The organism is Ruegeria sp. R13_0, from assembly GCF_017743995.1.
Taxonomy (GTDB): domain Bacteria; phylum Pseudomonadota; class Alphaproteobacteria; order Rhodobacterales; family Rhodobacteraceae; genus Ruegeria.
The window spans coordinates 1-13,443 of the sequence record NZ_JAGHRB010000013.1 but is presented as its reverse complement, the minus strand read 5'-3'; the positions used below and the strand labels follow the sequence as shown (position 1 = coordinate 13,443).

Genomic DNA, 13,443 nt, shown 5'->3' with positions numbered 1-13,443 from the left:
CGGATATGGTCTCTCTTCCCGGCTTTTTGTATAGAGACCACCTGAATACTATCAGCGGAGATCAAGGCTATGACCGAATGGCAAAAATCGAACTGGCGCAACAAGCCCCGGGTTCAGATGCCAGACTATACCGACGCGGCAGCACTTGCCAAAGTCGAGGCGCAGCTTTCGCAGTATCCCCCGCTGGTCTTTGCCGGAGAGGCGCGGCGTCTCAAGCAACATCTGGGTGCCGCCGGTCGCGGCGAGGCTTTCCTGTTGCAGGGCGGGGATTGTGCTGAAAGCTTTGAACAATTCAGCGCGGATGCGATCCGTGACACGTTCAAAGTGATGCTGCAAATGGCGATGGTTTTGACCTATGGCGCCAAGGTGCCGGTGGTCAAAGTGGGCCGCATGGCCGGCCAGTTCGCCAAACCACGCAGCGCACCGACCGAGGTTGTAGATGGCGTTGAACTGCCCAGCTACCGCGGTGACATCATCAACGAGCTGGCCTTCACGCCCGAGGCGCGGATTCCGAATCCGTCCAAGATGCTGCAGGCCTACACGCAGGCAGCCGCCACGCTGAACCTGCTGCGTGCGTTCTCGACCGGTGGTTTCGCAGACATGAGCCGTGTGCATTCCTGGACGCTGGGCTTCACGGATGAACAGGACGTTCAGAAATACTCCGAGATTGCCGACCGCATTCAGGACACGATCGACTTCATGGGCGCGGCGGGCATCACCGCCGAGACGACGCATGAGTTCTCGACCGTTGAGTTCTACACCAGCCACGAAGGGCTGCTGCTGGAATATGAAGAGGCGCTGACCCGTTTGGATTCGACCTCGGGCAACTGGCTGGCAGGTTCCGGTCACATGATCTGGATCGGCGACCGCACCCGTCAGCCCGATGGCGCGCATGTGGAATTCTGCCGGGGCGTTCAGAACCCGATTGGTCTGAAATGTGGCCCGACCACAACGGCCGAGGACCTCAAGGTTCTGATGTCCAGACTGAACCCCGAAAACGAAGAGGGTCGTCTGACCCTGATCGCCCGCTTCGGTGCAGGCAAGGCGGGCGAGCATCTGCCGCGCCTGGTCAAAGCGGTCAAGGAAGAGGGCGCCAAGGTCACTTGGGTCTGCGACCCGATGCACGGCAACACGATCAAATCGGCCACCGGGTACAAAACCCGCCCGTTCGATTCGGTTCTGCGCGAAGTGCGCGACTTCTTTGGTGTGCATCAGGCCGAAGGCACCATCCCCGGCGGTGTGCATTTCGAGATGACTGGTCTGGACGTCACTGAATGCACCGGTGGCGTACGTGCCGTGACTGAAGAGGACCTCTCGGACCGGTACCACACTGCCTGCGACCCGCGTCTGAACGCGTCGCAATCGCTGGAGTTGGCCTTCCTGGTCGCCGAAGAACTGACCAACCTGCGCCGCGATCGTACCAAGCGCGAAGCAAGCTGAGGTCTATAAGATCAAAGAAAACGGCGGGTCCTTGGCCCGCCGTTTTTCTTTGGATCAATCGTCGCGCGATGCAACCAGCCTGAGGTGCCCTTTGGGGCGCTGGAACTCGGCCTTGTCTTCAGCAAAGCCCTCAGCGAAACCGTCTGTGACTTCCAGCTTTGGCTTGGCCGGGACCTGAACCTCGCTCACCGGTTTGATCCGGGTGTCTTGGATCGAGAATCGGCGCGGTGTCGCTCCGATCGCGCCGTCACTGACCATGACGCCCATAACGCGGCTGACATCCCCCAGATCGCTTTTCAGCGGCAAAAGCAACATCCGCGCCTGCATCCGGGCGCGCCCAAATGCACCGCTCGACACCATATCCAATTCGGCAATGGCGGGGTTGGCAAAGACCTGCTCCAGCGCATTCGTGGCTGCCTTACGCGCCTCGGGATCGAAAAACGCGGTCAGAGGCATGCCGCGCACCTCCATCCCGGCCAGCTTATTCAGGTGGCTACCCGCAAGGCGAAACCGGGCCAGACCGGGCGCAATCCGCTCAAGGATGAAGGTAAATTCCAGAATATTCTCAAGCCCGCGCGGATCAATCTGCGACCGCATAGGCACCCCATTTCCGTCAAGCAACGCGGTCCAGTAGGCCTCGGCCTGACGGATCGGTGAGAGGCTGCGCCCGCTGTCAAAGCGATCCATTGCGACAATCTTTCCAAGTTTGGACTTCGAGCCAGTCCCAAAAAAGGTTTTCATTTTCATCACCCTAGCGCCTAATCACCGTCATTTTCATAAAATGCAACATATCGGAGGCATTTTCGGCCAAACGACCGAGCTAGACACATGATTGACACGGGTTGAGTCAATTTTGGAGCAATTCTTTAACGAATGGTTAACTTCTGTCGGACAGAGGCGGTCTCAGCAAACTCTTGCTCTGCACCGGGCAATGGCATTAGGTGCGGCAGACACGAAGACAGACAGCGATGGAAAGGGCAGTGATGATCAAATCCATGACCGGGTTCGCCTCGGGCAAGGGAGAGTTCGGCCCCCATAGCTGGACATGGGAGCTGCGCAGCGTGAACGGCAAGGGGCTGGACATGCGCATCCGCGTGCCCGACTGGCTGACCGGGCTTGAGGCCGCGTTGCGGGCCGTTCTGTCCAAATCGCTGAGCCGGGGCAATGTGACCCTGTCATTGCGGATCAGCCGGGACGAATCCCAGCCGGATCTAGCCTTGAACACGGTTGCGATGTCGGCAGCCTTGGATGCCTTGCAACAGACACAGGCCATGGCCGCGGCAAAGGGGATAGCACTGGCCCCCTCCAAGGCGAGTGATCTGCTGACTCTCAAAGGCATGCTGGATGCGGGGGCCGAGGCAGACGATCCAGCCCCGCTGGTCGCGCAGATGACCACCGAATTCACGCCACTTCTGGCGGCGTTTCTCGACATGCGCCAGACCGAGGGCGAAGCTCTGGCCGCGATCCTGGCCTCTCAGCTGGATCAGGTCGCGGAATTGACCGCGAAGGCCGCCGAACTGGCGGAACAGCGCAAAGACAAGATGGCCGAGGCGCTGCGCGAAAACCTCGCCCGCGTGCTGGACAACGCCCAAGGGGTTGAGCCAGAGAGAGTGGCGCAGGAACTCGCCCTGATCGCCGTCAAGGCCGACATCACCGAAGAGATCGACCGTCTCAGCGCCCATGTCACCGCCGCGCGGGACCTTCTGGCGCAGGATGGCGCGGTTGGCCGCAAGCTGGATTTCCTGATGCAGGAGTTCAACCGCGAGGCAAACACCCTTTGCTCCAAGGCGCAAAGCGCCGATCTGACATCGGTCGGGTTGGAGTTGAAGGCGGTGATCGACCAGATGCGCGAGCAGGTACAAAACGTTGAATAACAGTAGGAAGAACTGACATGGCAGATCGCCGAGGCCTCCTTATCATCCTGTCATCCCCCTCGGGCGCGGGTAAGTCCACCTTGGCCCGCAGGCTGATGGCCTGGGATAGCGACCTCGAATTCTCGGTCTCGGCCACGACCCGTGCGCCGCGACCGGGTGAGGAACATGGCCGCGAATACTACTTCTTGTCGGAAGACGAATTCAAACAGCAGGTGGCCGATGGGCAAATGCTGGAACACGCGCATGTCTTCGGCAACTTCTATGGCTCTCCCGCCGGACCGGTGCGCGAGTCCATCGATTCCGGGAAGGATGTGCTGTTTGACGTGGACTGGCAGGGCGAGGTGCAGATCCGCAACTCGGACCTCGGCAAACACGCGCTGTCGATTTTCATCCTGCCGCCTTCGATCCCCGAACTGCGCCGCCGGTTGGAGAGCCGGGCTCAGGACAGCGCCGATGTGATCGGCAAGCGCATGCTGAAAAGCTGGGATGAGATCAGCCACTGGGGCTATTACGACTATGTGCTGGTGAATGACGATCTGGATTCGACAGAGGAAAAACTGAAAACCATCGTCAGCGCCGAACGGATGCGTCGTATTCAGCAACCGAAACTGCAAAACCACGTCCGCACCCTGCAGATGGAATTCGAGGAGCAGTCATGACCATCTACGCGCTGGGAAATCACACACCCCAAATCCACGAAGACACCTGGGTTGCGCCGGACGCCAATCTGATCGGCAGGGTGGTGCTGGAAAAGGGCGCATCGGTCTGGTTTGGCTGCACGATCCGGGCCGAACACGAAGAAATCCACGTCGGCGCGGGTAGCAATGTACAAGAACACTGCGTCATGCATGTCGACCCTGGTTTTCCGCTGACCATCGAGGCGAATTGCACAATCGGGCACAAGGTCATGCTGCATGGTTGCACGATCGGTGAGAACTCTCTCATCGGGATGGGGGCGATCATTCTGAACGGCGCGAAGATCGGCAAGAACTGCCTGATCGGGGCAGGGGCGCTGATCACGGAAAATAAAGAGATCCCCGACAACTCGCTGGTCATGGGATCTCCGGGAAAGGTGGTGCGGCAGTTGGATGAGGCCGCGGCCCAGCGGATCACACTCAGCGCGCTGCATTACCAGCAGAACATGCGCAAATTCAGGGATACCCTGAAACCGTTGGCTTAAGCGGCAGGAAACCAAACGAACATGGCTGAGAACCTTCTGGAAGAATATGTATCGGCCATTCCGATGCCCGCGCTTCTGGTCGACCAGACCGAGCGGATCATCGCCGCCAATACCGACGCCAAAACCCTGCTGAGCCAGAACATCACGGGCCGCCACTTTGCGACGATCCTCAGGCAGCCTCAGGTCATTGAAGCGATCGAACAAAGCCTGCGCAGCAAGGGTCCGGCCAAAACGCGGCACCTTTCGAACGATGGCGCGCAGGATATGACATTCGAGGTGATCTGCCGCTATATGAAGGGCATTGGCGCGGTGTCGGGCGGGGCGGTGCTGACGATCTTTCAGGACATCACGCATTTGGAACAAGCCAGCCAGATGCGCCGCGATTTCGTCGCCAATGTCAGTCATGAGCTGCGCACCCCTCTGACCGCTTTGATGGGTTTCATCGAAACCCTGCGCGGCCCGGCGCGAGATGACGCCGCCGCACGTGAGCGATTTCTGCAGATCATGACGGATGAGGCAAACCGCATGAACCGCCTTGTCGGCGATCTGCTGTCGCTCAACCGGGTCGAAAGCGAAGAACGCGTGCGCCCGAAAGAGGAAGTGGAACTGACCGGCCTGCTGCAATCCACCCTGAACTCTTTGCGCCCTCTGGCCGATGACGCCGAGGTTGTGCTGACGCTTGATGCGCCTGAGGATCCGGTGACCATGACCGGCGACAGCGATCAGCTGCGTCAGGTGTTTACCAACCTGGTCGAGAACGGGATCAAGTATGGTGGCAGCGGCGGCAGTGTCGAGTTGCGCGTGACAGCCTCAGAGAGGGACACGGCCATGCGTGGGCCTGCCGTACGGGTGCAGATCATCGACCATGGCCCCGGCATTGATTCCGTTCACCTGCCGCGACTCACCGAGCGGTTCTATCGCGCCGACAGTCACAGATCGCGCCAATTGGGCGGAACCGGGCTTGGACTCGCGATTGTGAAGCATATCGTTAACCGTCACCGTGGACGGCTTCGGGTGGAAAGCGATTTGGGTAAAGGTACTGTTTTTACGGTGATTTTACCGCGCTGAAGGGCGGGTATCCGTAAAGTCATCACGGCCGAGCCAAAAGAATTATGACGGCAGGACGCAAGAAAAACGCAGCTTGTCATAAAACTGTTACGTACCTGTCACAAAAGCCTTACGCACGGGGCCTAGTGGTTCGCGCAAGATCATCATGGGGGTGATCGAAAACCCAATCCTCAGGGAGACTGAAATGTCCTTTGTAAAACTGTCGGCTTCTGCGCTGGCTATCGCTGCTGTCTCGGCCACTGCTGCTGCTGCGCGTGACAACGTTCAGGTTGCCGGTTCGTCGACCGTTCTGCCTTATGCCTCGATCGTTGCGGAACTGTTTGGTGAAAACACCGACTTCCCGACACCTGTTGTTGAATCCGGCGGTTCGTCGGCTGGCCTGAAACGTTTCTGCGAAGGCGTTGGCGAGAACACCATCGACGTTGCAAACGCGTCGCGCGCTATCCGTGAGAAAGAAATCAAAGCCTGTGCCGAAAACGGCGTGACCGACATCATGGAAGTCCGTATCGGTTACGACGGCATCGTCTTTGCAAGCCAGCAGTCTGGCCCTGCCTTCAACGCGTTCGAGCCTTCGGACATCTTCAACGCTCTGGGCGCGAAGGTTTTGAAAGACGGCGAGATCGTCGACAACCCATACAACACTTGGGCCGAGTTCAACGGCGACCTGCCTGACGTTGAAATCGCGGGCTTCATCCCCGGCACCAAGCACGGCACCCGTGAAGTGTTCGAAGAAAAAGTTCTGCTGATCGGCTGTGAAGCAACTGGCGCGATGGAAGCAATGATTGCTGGCGGCATGAGCGAAGATGACGCAGAAGATGCATGTTTGGATGTGCGCACCGATGGTAAATCGGTCGATATCGACGGTGACTACACCGAGACCCTGGCCCGTATCGACACCAACCCGAACGGTATCGGTGTTTTCGGTCTGGCATTCTACGAGAACAACACAGACAAGCTGAAAGTTGCGACCATGTCCGGTATCGCACCGTCGACCGAGACCATCTCGACCGGTGAATACCCTGTATCGCGTCCGCTGTTCTTCTACGTGAAGAAAGCCCACATCGGCGTGATCCCTGGCCTGAAAGAATACGCTCAGTTCTTCGTCGCTGACGAAATCGCCGGTCCGACAAGCCCGCTGGCAAACTACGGCCTCGTTGCTGACCCTGAGCTGGCAAAAACTCAGGAAGCGATTGCCAACGAAGTTACCATGGGTTCGGGCAGCTAAGCCTGACATCGGTCTAAATGCCGGGGGCGGCCATTGTCGCCGCCCCCTTGCTACTTTTGAATTCCCAAGCGGACCAGTGGGGGTGATATGCCGATACTTTGGCTTTTCTTGATCGTTGTTGCGATCGCTTTGGTCGGTTATGTGCTGGGCCGATCTCGCGCGCTTCAAAGCGCTGGCGGCGACAGCCGAAACCTGCACTCCCTTCCTGCATTTTACGGCGCGAATGTAGCGCTTAAAGTAATTGTTCCAGCATTTGGTTTGCTGGTGATCTGGCTATTAGTTCAACCTATCTACGTGAACTCTCAGGTTTCTGGTATGATCCCCGACACCGCGATCAAAGAAGGATCGTCTCGGGGTCTGGTGCTGGCCGAAGTCCGCCGGACGGCGACGGGTCTGGACAACGCGGTCGCGCAGGGCGCGCTGACCGAGGATGTGGCCCGTAACGCGCGCGCAGATTTTACGGATATGACGCAGCGCCTAAAAGACGCGGGTCAAGTTGTAACATCGAATATCACACAAACGGTTCTCCGCGGGGCTCAAAGCTACCGGATCATGAATTCGAGCGGCTATCGGATCATGTCAATTGCCGTGATCCTTGTTGCTTTGGCGGGGGCCGCCATCAGCTTGGTGCAAACCAACGCTGATTATCGCGCACGCAATGTGGTCGAGCAGGGCATTCGCGTTCTGCTACTTGCGGCTGCATCTATCGCGATCCTGACAACGATCGGCATCGTCTTGTCTTTGGTCTTCAACACATGGGAATTCTTCCGGCTCTACCCAGCATCTGACTTTTTCTTCGGCACCACATGGGCTCCCAGTTTCTCGGGCCGGGGTGGGGCGTCAGATCTTGGTATCCTCCCGCTTCTCTGGGGCACGTTGTATATTTCGGTTGTCGCCTTGCTGGTGGCTGTACCAATCGGCCTGTTTGCTGCGATTTATCTCAGCGAGTATGCCTCACCCGCAGTGCGTGCCTTTGCCAAACCTTTGCTGGAGGTTCTGGCTGGTATCCCAACGATCGTTTACGGCCTGTTCGCCTTGTTGACTGTCGGCCCACTTCTGTTGGGTGTGTTCGGGGATGGTGGCCTAGGCTGGATGAAGGCTGGTACGGCCGTAATGACGGCCGGTCTGGTGATGGGCATCATGCTGATCCCGTTTGTCTCGTCGCTGTCAGACGACATCATCAACGCTGTACCACAAGCGATGCGTGACGGGTCCTACGGCCTGGGCGCTACGCAGTCCGAGACCATTCGTCAGGTGGTTCTGCCTGCCGCGCTACCGGGCATCGTGGGTGCGATCCTGCTGGCAGCCTCACGTGCTATTGGTGAGACCATGATCGTGGTTCTGGGGGCAGGGGCAGCCGCTCGGCTTAGCCTGAACCCGTTTGAGGCGATGACAACCGTAACCGCAAAAATCGTAAGCCAGCTGACCGGCGACGCAGACTTTGCCTCGCCAGAAGCGCTGGTTGCCTTTGCGCTTGGCATGACACTGTTCGTTGTCACGCTGGGCCTGAACGTCTTTGCCCTTTACATCGTGCGCAAGTACCGGGAGCAGTACGAATGACCGACACAAGCATGCAAACCCCAGAAACGGGTCGCCAAGCTGTTTCCCTGACTGCATATGATGCGCGGACCCGAAAACGCGCAAAGGCAGAAAAACGCTTCCGTGCCTATGGTATCGTTGCCATCGCGACCGGTCTGTTCTTCCTGATCGTCCTGTTCGCATCGATCCTGTCCGAGGGTATTCCTGCCTTCACCCGGACTGTTGTCAGCGTTGACTTCACCTTGACCCAGCAAGAGCAGGAAGAGGCCGAAAGCACGCTGTTCAAGACCAAAGCCTATTCGGACCTGTTCATTGCTGCTCTGAACAAGGAGCTTGATGAAAGCGGTCTCCAAGTCGATTTCGACGAAGCGGCAATTGAGCGTCTACTGGGTAAAGTTGGCGGAACCATCCGAACCTTCTATGCGGATAACCCGGACAAACTGGGCGAACCTATCGAGTTTGATCTAGCAGCCTCAAGCCGCGTCGATGGATACTTTAAGGGCCGGGTGTCGCGCGACACCATTCAGGATAGTCGCTTCCTCCAAAAAAGCGATCTGGATTTGGTCGATGCACTTAAGGAAGCGGGTATCATCAAACAGGTATTCAACTGGCCGTTCATCACCGGGGCAGACTCGGGCGTGGACAACCCTGGCGGCGCCGGCATCGGTGCTTCGGTTGTCGGATCGTTCTTCATGATGCTGGTGGTTCTGGCGCTTTCGCTGCCAATTGGCGTGGCCGCGTCGATCTATCTGGAAGAATTCGCGCCGCAAAACAAGTTTACCGATCTGATTGAGGTGAATATCTCGAACCTCGCTGCGGTTCCTTCCATCGTGTTTGGTATCCTTGGTCTGGCTGTCTTCATTCAATTCATGCACCTGCCGCAATCGGCACCGCTGGTCGGTGGTCTGGTACTGACCTTGATGACCTTGCCGACGATCATCATCTCGACCCGGGCGTCGCTGAAGGCGGTTCCGCCGTCGATCCGTGATGCCGCACTTGGGGTAGGGGCTTCCAAAATGCAGGCGGTGTTCCATCACGTTCTGCCGCTGGCCGCGCCCGGTATCCTGACCGGTACCATTATCGGACTGGCGCAGGCGCTGGGGGAAACCGCTCCGCTGTTGCTTATCGGAATGGTGGGCTTTGTTGCCCGTGGCTACCCAGACGGATTTCTTGCCGGGTTCACCGAACCAAACTCAGCCATGCCCGCCCAGATTTACACTTGGGCCGCGCGCGCAGACGTTGGGTTCTACGAAAAAGCTTGGGGCGGGATCATCATCCTTTTGATTTTCCTGCTGACAATGAACATCATCGCAATCATTCTGCGCCGCCGCTTTGAACGCCGCTGGTAAGAAGGGCAGACCCATGAACGACATGTCACGAGTGGAGAGACAAGTGGATACCAATGAAATCAAGCTGGAGTGCCGGGACTGCCAAGTCTTTTACGGTGACACTCACGCCATCAAAGATGTGAATGTCGATATCGAAGACAAGACTGTCACAGCCTTCATCGGTCCGTCGGGCTGCGGTAAATCCACGTTCCTGCGCTGTCTGAACCGGATGAACGACACAATCGATGTTGCTCGGGTACAGGGCAGCTTCAAACTTGACGGCGAAGACATCTACGACAAACGCGTTGATCCGGTTCAACTGCGCGCCAAGGTCGGGATGGTGTTCCAGAAACCCAACCCCTTCCCGAAGTCAATCTATGACAATGTCGCCTATGGCCCGCGCATTCACGGTCTCGCCAAGAACAAAGCAGAACTGGATGAGATCGTCGAGAAATCCCTGCGTCGCGGTGCGATCTGGGAAGAGGTTAAGGATCGTCTGGACGCTCCGGGCACCGGCCTGTCTGGCGGTCAGCAGCAGCGCCTGTGCATTGCCCGTGCCGTGGCGACAGAACCCGAAGTTCTTCTGATGGACGAGCCTTGCTCGGCGCTGGACCCGATTGCGACTGCCCAGGTCGAAGAGTTGATTGACGAACTTCGCGCTCAGTATTCGGTGGTCATCGTGACTCACTCAATGCAGCAGGCCGCGCGTGTCAGCCAGAAAACAGCCTTTTTCCACTTAGGTAACCTGGTCGAGTTCGGCGAAACAGGACAGATTTTTACCAACCCGGTGGACCCGCGCACCGAAAGCTACATCACCGGCCGGATCGGCTGAGCACAGGTATTCCGACATGAACGATTCAGAACAACATATTGCCTCTGTCTTCGACCGCGATCTCGAAGCGATCCAGGCACATATCATGAAGATGGGCGGTCTGGTCGAAGCCGCGATCATGGGCGCCGCCCGCTCGCTAGAAACGCGGGACGAGGAACTCGCCCAGCAGGTGCGTCAGGGCGACAAAGCCATCGACGCGCTCGAGGATATCATCAACGAGGAAACCGCCCGCCTGATCGCTCTGCGCGCACCGACGGCAAGCGACCTGCGGCTGGTGCTGTCGGTACTGAAGGTATCGGCCAACCTGGAACGGATTGGCGACTATTCCAAGAACATCGCCAAGCGGACCACGGTGCTGGTGAACTCGGGCGAGATCAACGGGAGTGCCTCGGCGCTGCGCCGGATGGCGCGCGAGGTTGAGGTCATGCTGCGCGACGCGCTGGATGCCTATATTCAACGGGACGCCGAACTGGCCGCCGATGTCATCGACCGCGATGAGGAGGTGGACCAGATGTATAACGGCCTGTTCCGCGAATTCCTGACCTTCATGGCCGAGGATCCGCGTAGCATTTCGTCCTGCATGCACCTGCATTTCATCGCAAAGAACATCGAGCGCATGGGCGACCATGTAACCGCGATTGCCGAACAGGTGGTGTATCTGGTCACCGGCGAGCGCCCGACCGAGTCGCGCCCCAAGGCCGACATAACGTCGCAAACCGCCTAGGAGACGCCTCCCATGTCTGTAGATCAACCAACGGTTCTGGTGGTCGAAGATGAGCTCGCCCAGCGTGAAGTGCTGGCCTACAACCTCGAGGCCGAAGGCTTTCGGGTCTCAAAGGCGGCCAGCGGTGACGAGGCGCTGTTGCTGGTAGACGAGGACAGCCCGGACATCATCGTTCTGGACTGGATGATGCCCAACCTCAGCGGGATCGAGGTCTGCCGACGTCTGAAAACGCGGCCCGACACCCGTTCTATTCCGATCATCATGCTCTCAGCGCGGTCGGAAGAGGTCGACAAGGTGCGTGGGCTTGAGACCGGCGCGGATGATTATGTGGTCAAGCCATACTCAGTCGTGGAACTCATGGCTCGGGTGCGGACCCAATTGCGCCGTGTACGCCCAGCGACGGTGGGTATTCGCCTGGAATTCGACGATATCATACTGGATTCCGAGACCCACAAGGTCAGCCGTGGCAGCCATTCGCTGAAACTGGGACCGACCGAATTCCGCCTTCTAAGCACCTTTATGGAAAAACCCGGCCGGGTCTGGAGCCGCGAGCAATTGCTGGACCGGGTCTGGGGCCGCGACATCTATGTCGACACCCGTACGGTCGATGTGCATATCGGCCGTTTGCGCAAAGCGCTGACCCAGCATGGCGGCAATGATCCTGTGCGGACTGTGCGCGGGGCAGGGTACGCCTTGGGATAAAAAGGGAAGGGGGTGCCGGCCCCTGACCCATGACATTTACTCATAATCGGGTGTCAAACTCTTGCTGTTTTTCCGTGAAGTGCCACGTTACTGTGCGAGCGACTTCAGACAAACCGGAGACACCCGATGAACGCCCCTGCCACCAAACCGACTTTGCGCGCAAAAGATGCGCCGGATCTGGGTAAGTTTTCCTGGGACGATCCGTTCCGTCTGTCCGACCAGCTGTCAGAAGATGAACGCATGATCGCTGATAGCGCACGCGCCTATGCGCAGGAAAAGCTGCAACCGCGCGCCACCGCCGCGTTTCAGAACGAAGAAACCGACCCCGAGATCTTCCGTGAAATGGGCGAGATGGGCCTTCTGGGCACCACGATCCCCGAGGAATATGGCGGTCTCGGCAGCGGCTACGTGTCCTACGGCCTGGTCGCGCGCGAGGTTGAGCGCGTGGACTCCGGCTATCGCTCGATGATGTCGGTCCAAAGCTCGCTGGTGATGTACCCGATCTATGCCTACGGGTCCGAGGAGCAGCGCCGCAAATACCTGCCGAAACTGGCTTCGGGCGAATGGATCGGCTGTTTCGGCCTGACCGAAGCTGACGCCGGGTCTGACCCCGCAGGCATGAAAACACGGGCCGAAAAGATCGACGGCGGATACCGCCTGACCGGCACCAAGATGTGGATCTCGAACGCGCCAATTGCGGATGTCTTCGTGGTCTGGGCCAAATCGGACGCGCATGACGGCAAGATCCGCGGGTTCGTTTTGGACAAGGGTCAGCCCGGTCTTTCTGCGCCGAAGATTGAAAACAAACTCAGCCTGCGAGCCTCGATCACCGGAGAAATCGTGCTGGATGGCGTCGAGGTGGGCGAGGGCGCTTTGCTACCTCATGTGCAAGGGCTGAAGGGTCCGTTCGGCTGTCTGAACCGCGCGCGCTATGGCATTAGCTGGGGCGTGATGGGTGCAGCCGAACATTGCTGGCATGCAGCGCTGCAATACGGTTTGGACCGAAAGCAGTTCAACAAACCGCTTGCGCAAACACAGCTGTACCAGCGCAAACTGGCCGACATGCAGACCGAAATCGCCTTGGCTCTGCAAGCAAGCCTGCGCGTCGGTCGCCTGATGGATCAGGCTGAAGCGGCGCCCGAGATGGTCTCAATCGTGAAACGCAACAACTGCGGTAAAGCGCTGGACATCGCGCGCATGGCCCGTGACATGCACGGCGGCAATGGGATCTCGCTGGAATTCCAGGTCATCCGCCACATGGTCAATCTGGAGACTGTGAACACCTATGAGGGCACTCATGACGTTCACGCTCTTATCCTTGGACGTGCGCAAACCGGGCTGCAGGCTTTTTTCTAGGTCTTAAAGGCGGTTAGGTGTAGGGTTTGATCTAGGGCAACACTAATACGTGTTGCAACCAAGTAGAAATGTCACCCGGTCTGCAAATTAGAAATGTCACTTATACTGCGCTGAGGAGAGCAAAGCCTGGCAGGGCGGAGACCTCATATATCGCAGCCCTGGCTGGCTTTGCGGG

The 13,443-nt window shown here is 58.3% G+C and carries 13 protein-coding genes; 12 read left to right on the top strand and 1 reads right to left on the bottom strand.

The genetic code is table 11. The features are described from left to right. Window positions 1-69: 69 nt before the first annotated feature. A complete protein-coding gene (locus tag J7394_RS16930; RefSeq protein ID WP_209254733.1) occupies window positions 70-1,440 on the top strand; it encodes a class II 3-deoxy-7-phosphoheptulonate synthase in 1,371 nt (456 codons plus the stop codon). A gap of 54 nt (window positions 1,441-1,494) precedes the next feature. On the opposite strand, the gene J7394_RS16925 is transcribed toward J7394_RS16930, so the two are convergent. Beyond that, window positions 1,495-2,181, bottom strand: coding sequence for a PAS domain-containing protein (locus J7394_RS16925; protein WP_209254730.1), 687 nt, complete (start codon window positions 2,179-2,181; stop codon window positions 1,495-1,497). A 242-nt stretch (window positions 2,182-2,423) separates the two neighbouring features. Here J7394_RS16925 and J7394_RS16920 point away from each other — a divergent pair, with 242 nt between their 5' ends. The 11 genes from J7394_RS16920 (at window position 2,424) to J7394_RS16870 (ending at window position 13,268) form a co-directional block, all read left to right on the top strand. Continuing rightward, complete coding sequence (locus J7394_RS16920; RefSeq protein ID WP_209254726.1) at window positions 2,424-3,314, top strand: YicC/YloC family endoribonuclease; 891 nt, start codon at window positions 2,424-2,426, stop codon at window positions 3,312-3,314. Between the two features lie 17 nt (window positions 3,315-3,331). Continuing rightward, window positions 3,332-3,973, top strand: coding sequence for a guanylate kinase (gene gmk / locus J7394_RS16915; protein ID WP_209254723.1), 642 nt, complete (start codon window positions 3,332-3,334; stop codon window positions 3,971-3,973). Then, window positions 3,970-4,494 carry a gamma carbonic anhydrase family protein gene (locus tag J7394_RS16910; protein ID WP_209254720.1) on the top strand — a complete coding sequence of 175 codons (525 nt, stop codon included), beginning with the start codon at window positions 3,970-3,972 and terminating at the stop codon, window positions 4,492-4,494. The genes gmk and J7394_RS16910 overlap by 4 nt, the downstream gene beginning before the upstream one ends. Window positions 4,495-4,515: 21 nt before the next feature. Continuing rightward, entirely contained in the window at window positions 4,516-5,562 is a 1,047-nt protein-coding gene (locus J7394_RS16905; protein WP_209254718.1) for an ATP-binding protein, read from the top strand. Window positions 5,563-5,746: 184 nt separating this feature from the next. After that, window positions 5,747-6,787, top strand: coding sequence for a substrate-binding domain-containing protein (locus tag J7394_RS16900; RefSeq protein ID WP_209254716.1), 1,041 nt, complete (start codon window positions 5,747-5,749; stop codon window positions 6,785-6,787). Between the two features lie 87 nt (window positions 6,788-6,874). Continuing rightward, window positions 6,875-8,347, top strand: coding sequence for a phosphate ABC transporter permease subunit PstC (gene pstC, locus J7394_RS16895; RefSeq protein WP_209254713.1), 1,473 nt, complete (start codon window positions 6,875-6,877; stop codon window positions 8,345-8,347). Beyond that, complete coding sequence (pstA, locus tag J7394_RS16890) at window positions 8,344-9,675, top strand: phosphate ABC transporter permease PstA (protein WP_209254711.1); 1,332 nt, start codon at window positions 8,344-8,346, stop codon at window positions 9,673-9,675. The genes pstC and pstA overlap by 4 nt, the downstream gene beginning before the upstream one ends. 13 nt (window positions 9,676-9,688) lie before the next feature. Then, window positions 9,689-10,486 (top strand): phosphate ABC transporter ATP-binding protein PstB, encoded by a 798-nt coding sequence (pstB, locus tag J7394_RS16885; RefSeq protein ID WP_209254708.1) that lies wholly within the window; start codon window positions 9,689-9,691, stop codon window positions 10,484-10,486. Between the two features lie 16 nt (window positions 10,487-10,502). Continuing rightward, window positions 10,503-11,210: a phosphate signaling complex protein PhoU gene (gene phoU, locus J7394_RS16880; RefSeq protein ID WP_209254707.1), complete on the top strand. Its 708-nt coding sequence runs from the start codon at window positions 10,503-10,505 to the stop codon at window positions 11,208-11,210. A gap of 12 nt (window positions 11,211-11,222) precedes the next feature. Beyond that, window positions 11,223-11,912 carry a phosphate regulon transcriptional regulator PhoB gene (gene phoB / locus J7394_RS16875; RefSeq protein WP_209254704.1) on the top strand — a complete coding sequence of 230 codons (690 nt, stop codon included), beginning with the start codon at window positions 11,223-11,225 and terminating at the stop codon, window positions 11,910-11,912. A 126-nt stretch (window positions 11,913-12,038) separates the two neighbouring features. Beyond that, window positions 12,039-13,268: an acyl-CoA dehydrogenase gene (locus J7394_RS16870; protein ID WP_209254702.1), complete on the top strand. Its 1,230-nt coding sequence runs from the start codon at window positions 12,039-12,041 to the stop codon at window positions 13,266-13,268. Window positions 13,269-13,443 lie beyond the last annotated feature (175 nt).